Below are 17739 nucleotides of genomic sequence, written 5' to 3'. Positions count from 1 at the left end.
ATAGCGGTTTGGGCACACATACGTTTCTGTGGGCGAGAGGCGGGTTGCAGGCGTTGGGTGCTGTAGCGGCAGCCTACGTCTTCGTGCTGAAAGTGCTTCTCACGGGGATCATCGGTGCCTTCTGATCGACAGCATCAGTTGAAAACCTTTGCTTTTGCACGCTTTACAATATTTTCCATCCGTGCAGAATCCTTTGCGATGGTTTCTCCGAACTTGGCGGGCTCATCAGCGATCACGGTCAAACCAAGGCCTTCCAGACGAGCTGAGACGGTCGAATCTCGCAAGGCCTCCACGATGGACTTGTTGAGCTTCTCGATCACGTGCTTTGGGGTCGCCGATGGAGCAACAAAGCCGTACCAGTTGCCTGCGAGGAGATCAGGTGATCCTGCTTCCGGGGACGTCGGCACATCGGGTAGCTGCTTGCTTCGTTCAAGCGCGGTCACGACAATTGGCCTCAGCGCTCCGCTCTGCACCTGCTGGACGACATTCGATAGGTTGTCGCACATCATAGAAACTTGACCACCGACAACATCCTGGAGTGCTGGAGCCGCTCCTTGGTACGGTATGTGAACGGCAGCAATGTCTTCGAGCACCTTCAACGTCTCCCCACACAGGTGGCTCGTGCTCCCGTTGCCGGCCGAAGCAAATGTCAGCTTGCCAGGCTCAGCTTTGGCCAGCGCCACCAATTCCTTCAGCGAGCTTGCCTTGACCGACGGATTGACGACGATGATGTTCGGCGTCGAAGCGCCATTGGTGATCGGCGTGAAATCCTTTTCAGGATTGTACGTCGGCTTTTCATAGATCCATTGGTTGATCGTAAGCATGCCAGTGGTCGCAAGCAGAATCGTGTGGCCATCCGCTGGTGAGGAAGCGACGCGAACCGCCCCGATCGACCCGTTTGCGCCGCCGCGATTTTCGATGATCACCGGAACACCGAGCGACTTGGACATCAACGGACCCACCAATCGTGGAATCGCGTCGGCGGTGCTTCCGGCAGGATACGGGACGACAATCGTAATCATCTTTTCAGGAAATCCAGCCGCTGCCGCGCCGGGCACCCCGAAGGATGCTGGCGATAGCAGTGCCGCCAAAATAAACGTCGCCCACTTCATCAGTAGATCATTGCTTCGCATTCTGAACATCCTGCATGACATCTTGGGAACCATGGCATTGACTCCTCCAAGTTCACTGGTGCTTCCACTGACGTGGTTCTTACCCGGCCGATAAGCCGGTTACCGTCGACATCGTCTAAGAGAGAATTGCTGATCACCCCTGGTGGGCCGCGGCGACATGCAGCGAAGCTGCACGCTCGAGCGAGTCTAGCATTGCAATTCGGCGCAAGAGCGCTCGTCCCTTTTCCGGATCGGCGGCCGCGGCGCGAATGTCGTCGCGGAAACGCGCGCGGTCGGCTTCATCTTTCGCCTCGAGATTCTTCTTGTTGCGAATGGTGTCGCCCTGAATGGCCTGCATCGTGACCGTACGACGCTGCAGATCGTAGTCGGCGAGAACACGCTCATTGGCCGTACCATTGATGACCGAACCCAACTTCGCCGTCAGGTTCAATGCGTCGTGAATGCCGCCATTCATGCCCATGCCGCCGAGCGGATTGTTGATATGGGCGGCGTCGCCAGCCAGGAAGGTGCGACCTTTCTGGAAGTTCGCGGCGACGCGCTGATGCACACGATACAACGTCGTGTGGAGGATGGGGGCTTCCATCTCGGCGGGAACGATCCGCCGGATCGACGCCGTCACATAGTCTTCGGAGAGCGCCTCGGCATCGGAGATTTCCGCAGCCACCGGCATCATCACGCGCCACGCTCCGAGGATGCGGAGAAGGAAGTACCAGCGCTCGGGATCGGCGACATAGCTGACCGACGACACACCCGGGCGAAGCACCGTGAAATCGACCGGAGTTGTCATCACCAGAAAGCGCTCGGGCCAGGTGAAGCCCTCGAATTTGATGTCCTGGCTGCGGCGTACGATGCTGTTCGCGCCATCGGCGCCGATCAGCCAGGCGCATTCATGCATGGTGTCGCGCCCCTGGGCTCCGACCACTACCTTGACGGCATCGCTCGTCTGCTCGACGGATTTGACCTCGCTGCCGAACGCGATCGAGAACAGCGGGTTGCCGGACAAAGCATCCAAAATGATGCGCGTTAGCTTGAACTGCTCGGCCTGCAGGCGGAACGGATGCCGCACCAGATCGGAAATCGCTGCGAAGTCGAACGTCCCGAGCACGCCGTCTTCGGACGAGCTGTATTGAACAGTCGGCGCCTTCAGGCCCTGCGCAATCAGGGTGCTGGCGAAACCGAGATCATCGAGCATGTCCAGCGTGGGCGGATGGAACGTCGATGCGCGCGACTCGCTGCTCAGTTGGTCGTTCTTCTCCAGCACCAGAACCGGGATGTTCTGTCGCACCATATCTGCCGCTGCCACCATGCCCACCGGCCCTGCCCCAGCGATGATGACGGGAGGCTTCGCATTACTCATTGTATCCAGACCTCTTGCAGAAATTTCGAGCATCGGCTCTCATCGGCGCCTCCGCGAAGGAGGCCGCCAGTCAATGTGTCTGCCGCTGTCAGGCGGGATCGTAGTAGTGCATTTCGAGAAGCAGGCAGCCGCCTTCAGATTTGAACGGACCGTGCCACGCGCCCGGCGGCCTGACCGCGTAGGTGTATCCAGCAAACGGCGTGCCACCTTGCCCGTTCACGTCATTGCCAACGATCAGGTCGCCGGAGACCAGAAAGACTTCTTCCCAGTGGTCGTGAACGATCGGTTGCTTGGTGAATAGGCCCGGAGGGAATTTCAGCAATCGCGTCCGGCTACCGCGCTTGTTCGCGGTGTCCAGCGATCCGGACAAAATCTTCTCCAGCGCGCCCGACTTGGGATTGTAGCCCTGGGGCAGCTGCCAGCCGCTCTCCATGTCGAGCGTGTGGAACTCGTCATGCAATTTGTTGACCGCCACGGATATTCTCCTTGAAGTTGATCGTTGAAGCGCCTGCAGGTTGGCTGGCGCCGCAGTCTGAAATTCCCAACGCCATTGATGGGCGCGGCGTTGATAGAGGCCGCCGCTCAATTGACTTTCGTCATCCGCGCAAGTTTGTTGCCTTGTGTTTAGGCGTGCAAACAATTTAATCTGCGGACGTCTTGCGTTTTTGGAATGAACTATGCGCCGCAGAATACCCAGCCTCGGCGCGCTGATGGCCTTCAGCGCGGTTGCTAAGCACCTCAGCGTCACGCGTGCCGCCAGCGAACTCGCGCTGACCGGAAGTGCGGTCTCGCGCCAGATCGCGCAGCTGGAGACGCAGCTCGGCGTCAAACTCTTCCACCGGATCAAAAAGCGGATCACCCTGACGCGTGCCGGAACAGCCTACAGCACCCGTGTGGCGCAGACGATCGAGCGGATCGAGCGCGATACACTCGAGATCATGGGCTACGAGGCCGACGGCACGGTTCTGGACATCGCGGTGCTGCCCACCGTCGGCACCCAATGGCTCATTCCGCGCCTGCCGGACTTCTATGCTCAGAATCCCGGCGTTGCCGTCAACGTGAGTGCGCGCAACACGCGCTTCTTCTTCAGCGAGACCGCGCTCGATGGTGCGCTATACTTCGGTGAGCCGGACTGGCCCGGCACGCAAGCAGACTATCTGTTCGACGAAGTTCTTCTGCCGGTCGGATCGCCGACGCTTATCGGCAAGCGCGCCGAACTGCGACCGAGTGAGGTTGCCGAATTGCGGCTTCTGCATCTGGTCACGCGACCCGATGCATGGCGTCGCTGGTTCGATGCTGCGGAACTCGGCGGTACGAATGTGATCCGCGGGCCACGCTTCGATATTCAATCCACTTTGATCAGCGCAGCGAACTCCGGTCTTGGCGTCGCCCTGCTTCCTGAATTCCTGATTTCCGACCAGTTGACCTCCGGCAAGCTGAAGGTGCTGTCGAGCCTCACGTTGAGAAGCGTCGGCTCGTACTATTTCGCCTGCCCGGAAGAGAAAGCCGACAATCCCCTGCTCTCGGCATTTCGTGCATGGCTCCTGACGCAAGCAGGCACGTCAGCGCCTCCGGCACTTCGAACGGCAGGTGGGCAAACTGGTCCTAACGCAAGCCGCCGCTCAACTGTATCTCGCTCTGAGAAACAGCTTTGACGCCGTCGAAACCTCGCTCGAACGCCTAATGCCTAAGACGCGACGAGCGCAAGTGACCATTTCGGCCACCATCGCTTCGGCTATGGCGCTCTCTCCACACGAAGAGTCCCTTCGCGGAGAGCCCTCTCCAGACCCTCTCCCGCAAGCGGGAGAGGGAGCGCAGCGTTCATCGCGGCTGCAATTCCACCTGATTGGATCATGCTCTAACGCAAGAAAAACCGTCAGATCGCCGCCTGCGATACACGGTCAAAGAAGTACAGCCGATCGGGATTCAGCGCGAGGCGAAGCCGGTCGCGGACTTTTGCTTTGATGGTCGGCTCCACTGCGGCCACCATCGTGTTGGGGCCGACCCTGACGTCCGAGAGAATCTGGGAGCCGAGCTTCCCGATGACCTCGACCACAGCATCGAAGCTGAGGCCCGCCGCGTCGCTGTCGGATGCGACATGCAGATCCTCCGGGCGGATTCCGAGCGTGACGTTCTCTCCCACATACGACCGGAGCAGCTTGGCGTCGAGATTCGATAGCGGCTCGTCGAACAGGAACACCTGCGGATGTCGAACGATGGCGCGGCCCAAGGCGACGCGCTGCGGCTGGCCGCCGGAGAGCTGCCGCGGCTTGCGTTGCAGTTGTTCCTCGATGCCAAGGATTTCGGCCGCAGCCTTCACGCTGCTGGTGTCCTGCTCAACGATTCATCGGTCGCGACCTTTCGAAACGTCGATCTAGTCTCCCGCGGCACTGCCGGCCGGTCGGCGATCATCATGGGCGCCATAGAAATAGCCGGGCCGCATCCTGCCGCTCCGCGCGGCATCATTGCCGGACGAGCGCGGACCGGCAACGCCGTCATCGGGAGGACCGATCGCGATGAGCTCAGCCGCTCCCCACGGCGTCTGTTCGACCAGTTTGTAGCCCATCTCACGAAGCAGCTTTGCGGTGTCAGGTGAGATCGCATACGGCTCGTAGTCGAGTTCATCAGGCAGCCCTTGAAGATGCAGCCGGGGCGCATCAACTGCCTGCCGCGGCTCCATGCCGTAATCGATGATGTTGAGTGCCGCCTCAAGCGTAATGGTGATGATGCGCGGGCCGCCTGGGCTGCCGAGCGCCGCAAAGATTTTGCCGTTCCGGGTGATCAGCGTCGGGGCCATTGATGACAGCGGGCGCTTATTCGGCGCGATGAGATTCGCCTGGTCCTGCACCAGCCCGTACATATTCGGCACGCCGCGCTTGATAGTGAAGTCATCCATCTCGTCATTCAGGACGAAACCAGTGCCCGGCGCCATCACCGCTGCGCCGAACAGACCGTTGAGCGTGTAGGTGACAGAGACAGCGTTGCCGGCGTGATCGATGACCGAGTAGTGCGTGGTATCGCCTTGTTCATGCTGTTCGAGTCCGGGCCGCAGCTCCGCTGAAGGCGTCGCCTTGTCGGGCAGAATTTTGGCTCGGATGGCTGCCGCATAGTGCTTGGACAATAGCCGATCAACAGGATTTCTAACGAAATCGGGATCGCCCAAATACGTATTGCGGTCGAGATAGGCATAACGCATAGCCTCGGCCATGACATGGATCGAGGCAGCCGAGTGAAAACCAAGCGCCGCCATGTCGTAGCCTTCGAGAACATTCAGGATCTCGCACAGCGTCGTGCCGCCTGAGCTCGGTGGCGGCGCCGAGGCGAAGACGTAGCCGCGATAGGTACAGTGCAGCGGCTCTGTCTCGGTGATCTTGTAATGAGCAAAATCATCGGCTGTAAGGATTCCGCCGCCTGCCTTCGACGCAGCCTCGACCGCAGCCGGGATTCGGCCGGTGTAGAGGGCGTCCGGCCCGTCCTTGGCGATCGCTTCGAGCGTCACCGCCAGATCTGTCTGCACCAACCTGTCGCCCGGCTGGAGGTTACTTCCGTCGTGGCGCAGAAAGATGCCTGCGACCGCCGGGTCATTGTGAAACCGACCTGCCGCATAATCCATGATGTCGGTGTCAGCGCGGGTCAGCACAAACCCATCGCGGGCAAGCCGGATCGCGGGCGCCATCACCTCGGCGCGCGACATCGTCCCATATTCGGTCAGGGCGGCATCCAGCCCCTTGACCGTGCCCGGGATAGCAACCGCCTTGTAGCCATACCGGCTAGCGCCCGGAATCGGATTGCCGCTGATGTCGAGATATATCTTTTCGCTCGCCGCTGCCGGCGCAGTTTCGCGGAAATTGATGAACCGGTCACGACCATCGGCCAGATGCATCAGCATAAACCCGCCGCCACCAATATTGCCGCAACACGAATTTACGACCGCCTCGGCGTAGCCTACTGCGACAGCCGCATCGATGGCGTTGCCGCCAGCCTTCAGAATCTCCAGGCCTGCCTCAGACGCGAGGTGTTGCGAACTCACAACCATCCCGTTCTGTGCCTCGAGCGCCAACGGCGTCGCCGCATGCGCCCCACCCGCCACCATCGCCAGGAGCAGGGCAATCCATTGCATGTTCATCATCATACCATTCCAGTACGCGCCAGCCTCGGGCGCACGCTCTTCCGCATGAGGAGACGCCGTGATCGCGCGCTTCGCAACACTTAGATGGTTACGTTTGTCACGATCCAACATCCCCGCCAGGAGTTGAACGGGCAGCGTTTGACCCGCTCGTTTTCAGTTCACCGACAAATTCGTGGTTTCCAGTCCCCGGCTTCGTCAGCGTCACTGGCTACGAAGACCGCTTCCACGGCGCGACGCAGGATGGTCGCGTCAATGTGTTTGCCAAGTTCTAATGCAGCCAGCAGCAGGGCCGCATGAAGGATGGATGTCGCGCGCGCAGGCGGCGCCGTCGCTGCAAACTAGTGCGATAAGAGTACGGGAATCTCGATCCTCGCGTTGAAGATATCTCGCGTTGCGCTACCGAGCATCAGCTCGCGCTCGAATCCATGTGCGAACGCGCCCATCACAAGCAGATCCGCGTCTGCTTGCTGCGCATAGGCCAGAAGGCTCGCGCCAATGTTCAAAGTCTCACGATGGATCGTGCCGAACTTGGCATCAACATGCCACCGCCCCAGATAGCGGCAGAGTGCGTCTCCAGAATGAGGTATCGGAAACAGCTTGTCGTCAATGACCGATACGACGAGTACCTCACGCGACTGAGCGAGAAGGGGCAAAGCATCGCGCACTGCACGAACCGCCGAACGTGTTCCGTCCCATGCAACGACAATCCGGCCTTTTGCGAGTACAGGGGTGTTTGGTGGCACGAAGACAATTGGCCGACCACTCGCAAACAGAGCTGCCTCGACGAGTTCTTTGCGGGGCGAATCGAGCGGCCCGCGCGCATCGATAATCAGGACGTCGTGCACCTGGGTGCAATGGATCATTCGTTCGCGAAGCGAGACGGGCTGGTTTTCGGTCTGCAGAATGTCACATGATACGTTTGCGTCCGTCGCAGCGGACTGAACGAGTTCCGCCGTTCGTGCCACCCGTTCACTTGACGTTGCCGGCTTGGCGCCAGCCCTCTCCACTTGCCGAATGTCCGGTTCAGGCGGCAAGTCGCGGAGGTCGGTTTCCACATCTGCAATCAATGCAGATAGATGCGCCCCATGCATGCGAGCCAGGGCGATCGCACAATGCGCTCCGCTCGAGAGGTCATCTCTGCGCGAGGGGGAAAGGAAAACGAGTATGTCCTTCATGTTTCATCACCATACGGCTCAAGAGATCCGCACTCGTTTGCGCACGTGATCAATTGTCCTCAGGCTGGCCGGCTCGTCAATTGCCTACCTTGCAATACGACGGGATCGTGTCGCGTGTTCCCTCCTGCTGTCGGTTCCGCGACCTCTTCGCCTGATGCCCGCGGGATGATGATCGCGGGTGGCGCCAGGGCGAGCCTCTGGCAGCGTAGCGCCCAACAATGATCCAACGGGGGCGTCGGCGCAGCCATCAACACCAGCCTGTCAAGGCGATCTGGCGAATAGTCATACAACCCAGTTGTGTACGAGCTGGCACAAAAATGCTAGTAGTGGCCAACGCGCGCCGCGCAGAAGGTTGACGATTAACCAGCAAGGAGGGCGTCATGCTCTTCGAAGGCGGTTTGCCACACGAAGGATACCGTCCGGGCCGACGATCCTTCGGCTAAACACTCGGGTCAGTATGCGGCATGCTTGCGATGCTGTTGCAATCCGTTCAACGGCGCTTTCTGACCACACTTCGCTCGCAGCACGATGGTCACCAATCGATCCCCAGCCATAAAGAGAAGGCTGTGGCCTTCATTCTCTACCGGCGGCGTTCTCATTGGAACGCTGTTTTTTGCTGCCTCTCTGACGCCGACGCTGTTGCCGCGGACCTTTTTGACGCAGGGCGTGCTTTCTGGATGCTCTCTTGCGGCCGGATACGGCATCGGCGTATTTGGCGTTTGGCTTTGGGACTATATGGAGCTTGTGCAACTCACTGGCCGCTTCCTGCGCGTCGTCAAGCTCGCTGCCGCCACCGGTTGCGCGATCGTCGCGATCATCTCCCTCTCGCAGATGGCGCAATGGCAGAATTCAATCCGTGAGTTGATGAAACTCGAGCCGGTCGACACGGTGTATCCACTCGAGGTCAGCCTGATTGCGCTGACTGTTTTCGCAATCCTGATCGCGCTCGCGCGGCTCTTCCGACTGACGCTCCGCTTTGTCGCGACAAGCGTTAATCGTTTCCTGCCAGGACGGGTGTCTAACGTCATCGGCGTCATCGCGGCGGTTGCGCTGTTTTGGTCGGTTATCAATGGAGTCCTCTTCCGCGCGGTCCTGCACGTCGCAGAGGCGTCCTTCCGGGAATACGACGCGATGATCGAACCGGAGACTCCGCCGCCCACAGACCCTTTGAAGACCGGAAGCAACGCTTCCCTGCTCGCCTGGGACAAGCTCGGGCGGGCGGGGCGAGAGTTCATCTCCTCGGGGCCGACCCGCGAAGACATAAGCACTTTGTCGGGCAGGCGAGCGCTCGAGCCCATTCGCGCCTATGTCGGACTACGCTCGGCGGCCACGCCGGAACGGCGCGCCAAGCTTGCACTGGAAGAACTAAAGCGCGTCGGCGGGTTCGAACGATCCGTGCTTATTGTGGTAACTCCGACCGGCACCGGCTGGGTTGACCCGGCGGCGATCGACAGCGTCGAATATCTGCACGACGGTGACGTGGCGAGCGTTGCTCTGCAATACTCCTATCTTGCCAGTTGGCTATACCTGCTCGTGGACCCAGGCTATGGCGCTGAAGTCGCGCGCGCCCTCTTCAAGGAGATCTATGGATATTGGACCACGCTTCCGAGGGGAAACCGGCCGAGGCTTTATCTCCACGGTATCAGTCTTGGCGCCACGAATTCCGAACAGTCGACGGACCTGATCGAAGTGATGGGCGACCCTTTCGATGGCGCGCTCTGGAGCGGGCCGCCCTATTCGAGCAGGCTCTGGCGCTGGCTCACCGACCATCGCAACCCCGGGTCGCCCGCCTGGCTTCCCCGCTTTCGTGATGGATCGTTCGTGCGGTTCATGAATCAGCACGGAGAGGCTGCCGAGCCCCCAGGTCCGAATGCCCCGTGGGGACCGGTGAGGATCGTCTACCTCCAATATGCAAGCGATCCGGCGACCTTTTTCGACTATCGCAGCCTCTATCGCGAACCGGACTGGATGCAGCCGCCGCGCGGCCCGGACGTGTCGCCGCAATTGCGCTGGTACCCGGTCGTAACTCTTTTCCAATTGATGCTGGACATGTTCATGGCAACCGAGGCGCCGATCGGCTACGGCCACGTCTACGCCCCGGCGCACTACATCGACGCATGGATCGAGGTGACGGACGTTCGCGACTGGGCGCCGGAAGGAATCACGCGGCTGAAGCAGCACCTCTCCAAGCCGCAGTCCGCCGCGGCTATTGGTCCAACACCATCGGCGGCCGGGACGCTTGAGTAACACGACCCCGTCCCGAGCACGCCAATGTGAAAAACCTCAGATTGCCGCCTGCGACACGCGGTCGAAGAAGTACAGCCGGTCGGGATTGAGCGCGAGGCGAAGGCGGTCGTGGACTTTCGCTTTGACGGTCGGCTCGACCGCGGCCACCATCGTGTTGGGGCCAACCCTGACGTCCAGAAGAATCTGGGAGCCGAGCTTCTCGATGACCTCGACCACGGCATCGAAGCTGAGGTCCGCCATGTCGCTGCCGGATGCGACGTGCAGATCCTCCGGACGGATTCCGAGCGTGACATTCTCTCCGACATGCGGCCGGAGCCGGCCTGCGAGCTCAGTCGGCAGCTTGATGCGGATGCCCTCATGGCGGGCCCAGAGGGCGCCCTCGGTGTCGGCCATTTCCACCGTCGCGAAGTTCATGGCCGGGGAGCCGATGAAGCCTGCGACGAAGCGATTGGCGGGCTCGTTGTAGAGCTCGAGCGGCTCGCCCACCTGCTGAACGAGACCATCCTTCATGACCACCACGCGATCGCCGAGCGTCATCGCTTCGACCTGATCGTGGGTGACGTAGATCGCGGTGGTGCCGAGGCGGACGTGGATCTTCTTGATCTCCACCCGCATCTGGATGCGCAGCTTGGCGTCGAGGTTCGATAGCGGCTCGTCGAACAGGAACACCTGCGGATGCCGAACGATGGCGCGGCCCAAGGCGACGCGCTGCCGCTGGCCACCGGAGAGCTGGCGCGGCTTGCGTTGCAGTTGCTCCTCTATGCCAAGGATTTCGGCCGCGGCCTTCACGCGGTTCGCGATCTCGGCGCGATCGAACCCGCGCATCTTCAGGCCGAAGGCCATGTTGTCGTAGACGCTCATGTGCGGATAAAGGGCGTAGTTCTGGAACACCATGGCGATGTCGCGGTCCATCGGCGGCAGCTCGTTGACGATGCGGTCGCCGATCATGATCTCGCCCGAAGTGATCGATTCGAGCCCGGCCACCATGCGGAGCGTCGTCGTCTTGCCGCAGCCCGAGGGACCGACAAGCACCACGAATTCCTTGTCGTGAATCTCAAGATTGACGTCCTTGACGGCATGGACCCCGTCAAACCTCTTGTTCAAACTCCGTATGATGACCCGAGACATGGCTCACCCTTTGCCTCACCCTTTGACGGACCCGGTGATGCCGGCGACGTAGTACTCGACGAAGAAGGAATAGATCAGCGCCACCGGTACCGAACCGAGAAGCGCGCCGGCCATCAGCGAGCCCCAGTAGAACACGTCGCCGCGGACAAGCTCCGAGGTGATGCCGACGGCGACCGTCTTCTGCTCCGGCGAGGACAGGAAGACGAGGGCATAGATGAACTCGTTCCACGACAGCGTGAAGGCGAAGATTCCGGCCGAGAGGATGCCCGGCACGGCGACCGGGAAGACGATGTAGACCATCGCCTGCCAACGCGTCGCGCCGTCGATCCGTGCGCATTCCTCGAGCTCGCGCGGGATCGCCTTGAAGTAGCCCATCAGCAGCCAGGTGCAGAACGGGATGAGGAAGGTGGGGTATGTGAGAACGAGCGCCCAGGGCGTATCGCCGAGGCGGAAGTTGCGGATGATATCGGCGAGCGGGATGAACAACAGCGTCTGCGGCACGAGATAGGTGATGAAGATTCCGGTGCCGAGGCTGCCGGCGAACGGAAATTTGAGCCGGGAGAGCGCGTAGCCGGCCAGCAGCCCGCAGAAAAGCGAGATCACCGTGGCAAGCACCGAGATGAAGAAGGTGTTCAGCATCCACCGGCTGAACAGCGTCTCGTCCAGGAGATACCGGATATGGTCGAGGGTCGGATTGAGCGTCCAGAACGGCGTGTAGTTCGGCGCCATCCAGGGACGATAGAGCTCGGCGTCCGGCCGCACCGTCGTCACCATCATCCAATAGAACGGGAAGAGGAGCCCGATCACGAACAGCGCGAGCGGGAGATTGAAGAAGACCCAACGACGCCAGCGCGCGCCCTCTATCATCAAAGTGTCTCCACGCGGCGGATATAGAGGAGCTGCACGACGACGACGATGAGCAGCACCGGGAACATCGCGAGCGATATCGCCGCGCCCTCACCCAACAGACCCGTGCCGACGCCGACCTGATAGGCATAGGTGGCGAAGAGCTGCGTGGCGTTGGCCGGTCCGCCGCCGGTCAGGATATAGACGAGCTGGAAATCGGCGAATGTCTGGATCACCGAGAACAGCACGACGACCATGGTGACTGGCAGCAGCAGCGGCCAGGTGATGTAGCGGAAGCGCTGCCAGGGCCGCGCTCCGTCGATCGCGGCCGCCTCGGCCAGCTCCGGACTGATGGTCTGCAATCCGGCGAGCAGGCTGATTGCGTAGAACGGCACGCCGCGCCAGATATTGACGATCATCACCGAGATCAGCGCAAGTCCGGGGTCGCCCAGCCAATTGATGCGGGTGCGGATGATGCCGAGGTGAAAGAGCGTCCAGTTGATGACGCTGAAGGTCGGATCGAACATCCACTTCCACGCAAAGGTCGAGAGCACGGTCGGGATGATGAAAGGCAACAGGATGAAGGCGCGGGTCAGGGCCTTTGCCCTGAAATGGCGGTTGAGCAGCAGAGCAAGCCACAAGCCGAGCGCCAGCTTGAAGACGGTCGTCACCGCCGTGTAGAGGATGGTGTTCCAGACCGCGACGCGGAAGATGCTGTCGTTCATCAGCACCGCGAAGTTCTGCAGTCCGACGAAGTTTCCGGGCACGCCGACCTTGGCGTCGGTCACGGCCAGCAGCACGCCCTTGACGAAGGGATAGGCGATGAAGAGGCCGAGCAGCACCGCGGTCGGCAGCAGCAGGAAGAAGGCGAACCAGCGCTCGTTCTCAAGAACTCGCGTGACCGGCCCGCGCCGCGGCGCGGACACATAGGGTCTTGCAGCGACGACGGAGTCGACGGCCATCGAGCGGTTCTCCGAACGGCTGCCGGAGCGCTGCGGCCGCGGGCCGCAGCACCGAGGCGAGATCAAAACCTAGCGCGCCGAGGAAGCGGCTTCAAGCGGCATAAATCCTTGCCACCTCGTCGTGCGCCCATTTCACCGCGTCCTGCGCCGGCATGCCCTGTATCGCCTTTGCCGTCATGTCGACCATGATGTACTTGCTGAGCACCTCGGCTGCGTGGCGGTCGGCCGGCCCGGCGTAGCCGGGGAAACGTCCGGCCCGCGCCGCCGTCCGGAACGGCAGCATCACGGGGTCGTTCTCCCAGAGCTTATCCTGCTCCCAAACCGTGGTCGCCCCGACGGAATAGCCCTGCTGCGAATCGAACCACGCCTGATAGACCGGTTTGGAGGTGATCCAGCGCAGGAACTCCTTGCCGGCCTTCTGGTCCTTCACATACTTCATCAGCATGTTCGACATCGGCAAGTGATAGCCGAACTGGCCGGCGGCGCCCCTGGGCAGCGGCGCGTGCAGGATGTCCTGCCACATCGGCGTGCCGGTTTCGGTAAGATAGACTTGGGGCTTGCGCTTGGCCTCGATGTAGATCGAGGCGCCGTTCAACGTCGAGCTGATCGTGCCTGCGAGGAAGGCGCGGTTGTTGCTGGTGTCGTCCCAGGCGAGCCCACCCTCGTCATATGCGTCGTTCCAGAAGCCAACCGCGAACTTGACGGAATCGACCGTCGCCTTGGAGTTCAGCGTCACCGTCTTGCCGTCCGCCTCGACCTCCTTGCCGCCCCATGACCAAAGATACGGATAGGCATAGGTCGGCGGATCGCCGAAGCTGTGGCCGACCGTCTGCCCCAGGGGCCGGCCCTTCGCCTTCAGCTTCTTGCCGGCCTCGCGATATTCCTCCCAGGTTTGCGGGAACTTTGGCGCCTCGTACCCGATCTCCGCGAACCAGGACTTGCGGTACGCCAGTTGCGCGCCGAGCACGCACCAGGGGACCGCGATCCATTTCTTGCCGTCATTGGCGACGACGCGCGATTCCTCGTAGAAGCCGCCCTGCGCCTTGCCGATCTCCTCCGCCACATCGCTGACGTCGATGACGCTCTCGGGATAGAGCTGCGCCCAGTTGTTGAGCGCGCAGATCACGTCCGGTCCGGTGCCGGACTGAATCGCCGAGGTCGTGCGCGCCTGGATGTCGTTACCGTTGATCATCTCGATGTTGAGCTTGATGCCGAGCGCCTTGGCGCATTCGGGAACGATCACCTTGCGGAGCACTTCGTCCGAGGCAGGAACGAAATCGTTCCAGCGCAGCCAATGAATCGTCGTTGCTTGTGCGTAGGCGGGCGCCTGCTTCAGGGCAAGAATTGACGCCAGTCCTCCAGTCCTCGCCGCAACTGCACCACCGCCGGAAAGCTTAAGAAGCTCACGCCGACTTATGCGAGCCATGACCTGTCCTCCCTGTTATCTGTAGGTTGAATTCTCCTCTTTGCATGCAGACGTCACCCAACAGACTTGGGCTTGAACAACTGGAGATACTAGCACGCCTGCCCAACTTCGATAACGCGTGGCGGGCGGAGGCTCGCTTGAAACCGGGGCAGCGTCGTCCTGCCGGGTAACCCTTTCGCACTGCACCGTTCGGGCAGTCCATGCGTCGCCTCCGCCAAGGCCCAGGGTTGGCCAGCACACCTTGCTTACCGACATGAAAAACGTCCTGTGCTATAGTGGGGTCGGGTCCACGATCATGTGGAGCGGTCCCATGCGCGCACTCGAAGTGTTCGTGATCTATGTAGCGCCCTTCGTCATCATCGGGATCATCGCCAGGCTGCTGATGAAGCGAAGCAGCGTCGATCTCCCCGACGTGCAGGCGCAGGCGGGAGCAAATCGCAGACCGCGCAAAGCTTTCCTGTTGGGAGGCTGGCGCAACGAGAATTGATGTCGCCCTGTTCCGCCGCCTTCAAGGGCCGCAGTGCAAAAAAATCGCGATGGCGCCAGAAGCCGGCCGCGTGTATAAGCCGGTAGCTTCTTCCGTAGCATGAAGAGGCTGATATGAACGACTTGCATGCATGGCTCTCGCAGCAGCACCATGGCTTGCGAACCTTCCGAAACTTCCAGCAAAAACTCGACGCGTTAGTGAGGGACGAGCCCGGGCAACAGGCTTTGTGCCGGCTGCTGAGCGATCTCGTTGGCGGCTACGTCGAAGCCTTCGACGAAGAACCTCTGCCCGTTGACGTCGCGGACCATGCCTATCAGCGCCTGCTTGACCTGGTTGGAAGCCTCGACCTTGAGGCCAATGCCGATCGTCGCCTGGCCGACATCAATCGCGTAGCGGCGTACGACCTGCTGCATTGATCGGGCGGATTGTGCGGGCGACTCTTCCCTGTCATTCCGGGGCGATGCGAAGCATCGAGCCCGGAATGACAGGATCGTGGGAAACTTTCTCGCCACGCCGCTCAGATCATCGCGGCGACTTTTTCCAGGCCGATGATGCGGGCGAGCGAGCGGACTTCGTTCTTCTGGTCTTCGCGGAGCTGGAACAGGAGCGGCATGGCCGCCGATTTCAATTGCTGCACTTCGTCGGAGTCCGGATCGATCGGCATCCCGTTCGCATTCGGATCGGCTTGGCGCTTCTGGTGGATCTTGCGGGCGACGGCGCGAAGCGCGGTCTCGACCGCAGGCCAGTAATATTCCTGCGACGAGGTCAGCTTCAGCCGGTCCTTGATGCCGGCGATCTGCGCATCGCTGAGCAGCGCGTAATTCTTCTGCGGCGCGGGCTTGGCGGCAGCCTTTGGCTTGGGGGGCGCCGGCGTGGCCGGCTGGGCGGCTGCAGGCTGGTTCGCGGGCGGCTCGGTCAATTTCGGCAGGCCGACATCGGCCGGCTCGGCCGAGGCATAGGCCTGGCGCAGGGAGGCCGTGAGATCCGGGATGGCGGCCTGGGCCTGGGCCTGAAGCTGCGCCTGCGCCGGGGTCTGCGGCGGCGGCTCATAGGCGGCGAGCGCGTAGGCCACCACCGCGAGGCGGTCCTTCTTGCTCTCCTTGTTGGAGACGGGATGAACGGGCGCGGCTTCCTCCGCGACACTGCGCGGCATCGGCACGCTGTCACGGCTCAAAATGCTGGTGGCGGCGGCGCCAACCACGAGGAAGCAGGTCAGCGCGATGATGGTCATGGCCCTAGTCAACGACGTCTCCATCTCGCCCGGACTTCCCTTGAAATTGAACGCTAATTGCGGCGTTAGCATGCCCTTGGAACCGCCAAGGCGGGGCAAAGGCGAAAAAACCTAATTTAAACAAGCGAAAATCAGGCCGCGGCGGCCAGTTCATAGGCTTCCTGGATGTCGGCGACGATGTCATGGGCCTCGAACAGCGCGGACCCTGATACCGAATGCAGGCTGATGGTCCAGTTGGTCCGGCGGGTGCGAGGCATGCTGACGACGTCGAATTCGACGTTGCGACAGAGCGGATGGCGCTGCAAGGCGTGGCGGACGCGGGTCCGAAGCTCATCAAGGGTCGCGGGGGTTTTGGTGAGAAAGGCCTCAAGAAGCACGTCGTATCCCCTTTGGTCCTGCGCCAGCCCGGCCATGGCGGCGGGCTGTCCTGCGCGGCTATTGTTGGGGCGGACGTGGTTAATGCCGGGTTAAGTGGTATCTCGGGGCGAATTAGTCGTAGCCCGGATGGAGCGAAGCGCAATCCGGGGTTTCGAGGGCGGGGTGACCTCATCCCGGATTACGCTTTCGCTCCATCCGGGCTACAGGGCGGCGCGATATTCCTCGACCGTCCTCGCCACCAGTTCATCCACCGGGAGCACATCCGTCACGCCGGAGACCGAATGGCCGGCGCTCCAGATATCGCGCCAGCGCTTGGGGCGGCTTTCGCGGGCGCCGATGTCGATATCCTTGCCGATGTCGATGGCGCCGCGCTGCGGCAGGTTGTCGGGATCGAGGCCGGCAGCTTCGATCGAGGGGCGCAGCATGTTGGTCTGCAGGCCGGTGAAGGCGGTGGTGAGCAGGATATCGTCGGCGCCGCTTGTGACCAGCATCTGCTTGTAGCTGTTATCCGCCATGCTCTCGCGCGTGGCGATGAATTTGGTGCCCATGTAGGCGAGGTCGCAGCCGAGCGCTTCGGCGGCGCGTAGCGCGTGGCCATCGCAGATGCCTCCGGCGAGCACGATCGGACCATCAAAGAAGGCGCGGACAGCGCGCACGAACACGAACGGATTGAGCCAGCCGGTCTGCCCACCCGCGCCCGCGGTGAGCAGCACCAATCCGTCGGCGCCGGCTTCGACCGCGCGCTCGGCGTGGTGGATCGAGGCGACGTCGGCGAACACCAGCGCGCCGGCATCGTGCAGCGGCGCCAGGACAGGTGCCGGCGAGCCGACTGAAGTGATGACCATCTCCGGCTTGTGACGCAGCAGCACGTCCAGATCCTGCTGCAGCCGCGCGTTGGAGCGGTGCACGATCAGGTTCGGGCAGAATCGGCGCGGCCGCCTTCCCGCTTGCGTCGGAATGCCGCTGCAATCGAGTCTCGATCTCGCTCAGCCACTGGTCGAGCTGTTCTGTCTCGCGGCAATTCACCGTGGGGAACGAACCGATCACGCCATTGCGGCAGGCGGCCACCACCAGCTCGACGCCGGAGACCAGAAACATCGGCGCCGCGATCAGCGGCAGCGAGAGGCGTTCGCGAAAGCGCGAGCGAATGTTGTTCGACGGCAAGGCGTTTCTTCCCTCTCCCGGCTTGAGCCGCTTCCTTGTTGTGCTAGCGTCATCGTCAACATTGGCACGAAGAAAT

The 17739-nt window shown here is 61.6% G+C and carries 16 protein-coding genes and 2 pseudogenes; 5 read left to right on the top strand and 13 right to left on the bottom strand.

What is annotated here, in order from left to right; all coding sequences use genetic code 11:
* Nucleotides 1–134: 134 nt before the first annotated feature.
* The 3 genes from OZ411_RS02455 to OZ411_RS02445 form a co-directional block, all read right to left on the bottom strand.
* Nucleotides 135–1112, bottom strand: a complete 978-nt coding sequence (locus tag OZ411_RS02455; RefSeq protein ID WP_282526641.1) for a tripartite tricarboxylate transporter substrate binding protein — start codon at nt 1110–1112, stop codon at nt 135–137.
* A 154-nt stretch (nt 1113–1266) separates the two neighbouring features.
* Complete coding sequence (locus tag OZ411_RS02450; protein WP_165421002.1) at nt 1267–2490, bottom strand: FAD-dependent monooxygenase; 1224 nt, start codon at nt 2488–2490, stop codon at nt 1267–1269.
* 88 nt (nt 2491–2578) lie between these two features.
* Nucleotides 2579–2965 carry a cupin gene (locus OZ411_RS02445; protein WP_282526640.1) on the bottom strand — a complete coding sequence of 129 codons (387 nt, stop codon included), beginning with the start codon at nt 2963–2965 and terminating at the stop codon, nt 2579–2581.
* 11 nt (nt 2966–2976) lie between these two features.
* Between OZ411_RS02445 and OZ411_RS02440 the strand changes: the two genes are divergently transcribed.
* Together OZ411_RS02440 and OZ411_RS02435 are read left to right on the top strand one after the other, a co-directional pair.
* Nucleotides 2977–3135 (top strand): hypothetical protein, encoded by a 159-nt coding sequence (locus OZ411_RS02440; protein ID WP_282526639.1) that lies wholly within the window; start codon nt 2977–2979, stop codon nt 3133–3135.
* Nucleotides 3136–3200: 65 nt separating this feature from the next.
* Nucleotides 3201–4145 (top strand): LysR family transcriptional regulator, encoded by a 945-nt coding sequence (locus tag OZ411_RS02435; protein ID WP_165421000.1) that lies wholly within the window; start codon nt 3201–3203, stop codon nt 4143–4145.
* A gap of 221 nt (nt 4146–4366) precedes the next feature.
* Here the strand turns inward: OZ411_RS02435 and OZ411_RS02430 are convergent.
* The 3 genes and pseudogenes from OZ411_RS02430 to OZ411_RS02420 all read right to left on the bottom strand — a co-directional run.
* Nucleotides 4367–4810, bottom strand: a pseudogene (locus OZ411_RS02430) (ATP-binding cassette domain-containing protein); the annotation flags it as partial.
* Nucleotides 4811–4864: 54 nt separating this feature from the next.
* Nucleotides 4865–6730, bottom strand: a complete 1866-nt coding sequence (ggt, locus tag OZ411_RS02425) for a gamma-glutamyltransferase (protein WP_282526638.1) — start codon at nt 6728–6730, stop codon at nt 4865–4867.
* Between the two features lie 227 nt (nt 6731–6957).
* The gene (locus OZ411_RS02420; protein ID WP_282526637.1) at nt 6958–7794 is read right to left on the bottom strand and encodes a universal stress protein; all 837 of its coding nucleotides are present in this window, start codon (nt 7792–7794) and stop codon (nt 6958–6960) included.
* Between the two features lie 528 nt (nt 7795–8322).
* Here OZ411_RS02420 and OZ411_RS02415 point away from each other — a divergent pair.
* The gene (locus OZ411_RS02415; protein ID WP_282526636.1) at nt 8323–10041 is read left to right on the top strand and encodes an alpha/beta-hydrolase family protein; all 1719 of its coding nucleotides are present in this window, start codon (nt 8323–8325) and stop codon (nt 10039–10041) included.
* 36 nt (nt 10042–10077) lie between these two features.
* On the opposite strand, the gene ugpC is transcribed toward OZ411_RS02415, so the two are convergent.
* The 4 genes from ugpC to OZ411_RS02395 all read right to left on the bottom strand — a co-directional run bounded on the left by ugpC (nt 10078) and on the right by OZ411_RS02395 (nt 14403).
* Nucleotides 10078–11169, bottom strand: a complete 1092-nt coding sequence (gene ugpC, locus OZ411_RS02410) for a sn-glycerol-3-phosphate ABC transporter ATP-binding protein UgpC (RefSeq protein WP_282526635.1) — start codon at nt 11167–11169, stop codon at nt 10078–10080.
* Nucleotides 11170–11184: 15 nt separating this feature from the next.
* The gene (locus tag OZ411_RS02405) at nt 11185–12036 is read right to left on the bottom strand and encodes a carbohydrate ABC transporter permease (protein WP_282526634.1); all 852 of its coding nucleotides are present in this window, start codon (nt 12034–12036) and stop codon (nt 11185–11187) included.
* Nucleotides 12036–12977 (bottom strand): sugar ABC transporter permease, encoded by a 942-nt coding sequence (locus OZ411_RS02400; RefSeq protein WP_282526633.1) that lies wholly within the window; start codon nt 12975–12977, stop codon nt 12036–12038. Before OZ411_RS02400 ends, OZ411_RS02405 begins: the two co-directional genes overlap by 1 nt.
* A gap of 91 nt (nt 12978–13068) precedes the next feature.
* Nucleotides 13069–14403 carry an extracellular solute-binding protein gene (locus tag OZ411_RS02395; RefSeq protein ID WP_130577472.1) on the bottom strand — a complete coding sequence of 445 codons (1335 nt, stop codon included), beginning with the start codon at nt 14401–14403 and terminating at the stop codon, nt 13069–13071.
* Nucleotides 14404–14713: 310 nt separating this feature from the next.
* Here OZ411_RS02395 and OZ411_RS02390 point away from each other — a divergent pair, with 310 nt between their 5' ends.
* Nucleotides 14714–14890, top strand: a complete 177-nt coding sequence (locus OZ411_RS02390) for a hypothetical protein (protein WP_165420999.1) — start codon at nt 14714–14716, stop codon at nt 14888–14890.
* Between the two features lie 113 nt (nt 14891–15003).
* Nucleotides 15004–15306 (top strand): hypothetical protein, encoded by a 303-nt coding sequence (locus OZ411_RS02385; protein WP_282526632.1) that lies wholly within the window; start codon nt 15004–15006, stop codon nt 15304–15306.
* Between the two features lie 101 nt (nt 15307–15407).
* Here OZ411_RS02385 and OZ411_RS02380 read toward each other — a convergent pair whose 3' ends face one another.
* The 3 genes and pseudogenes from OZ411_RS02380 to OZ411_RS02370 all read right to left on the bottom strand — a co-directional run bounded on the left by OZ411_RS02380 (nt 15408) and on the right by OZ411_RS02370 (nt 17663).
* The gene (locus tag OZ411_RS02380; protein WP_130577470.1) at nt 15408–16133 is read right to left on the bottom strand and encodes a hypothetical protein; all 726 of its coding nucleotides are present in this window, start codon (nt 16131–16133) and stop codon (nt 15408–15410) included.
* Nucleotides 16134–16252: 119 nt separating this feature from the next.
* On the bottom strand, nt 16253–16534 hold the full coding sequence (locus OZ411_RS02375) for a hypothetical protein (RefSeq protein ID WP_165420998.1): 282 nt from the start codon (nt 16532–16534) through the stop codon (nt 16253–16255).
* Between the two features lie 165 nt (nt 16535–16699).
* Nucleotides 16700–17663, bottom strand: a pseudogene (locus OZ411_RS02370) (nitronate monooxygenase).
* Nucleotides 17664–17739 lie beyond the last annotated feature (76 nt).

It is taken from the genome of Bradyrhizobium sp. Arg237L (genome assembly GCF_029990105.1).
In the GTDB taxonomy this organism is placed as follows: Bacteria; Pseudomonadota; Alphaproteobacteria; order Rhizobiales; family Xanthobacteraceae; genus Bradyrhizobium.
Note: the sequence above shows the minus strand (reverse complement) of the source record. Positions and strands in the feature narration are given on the sequence as shown.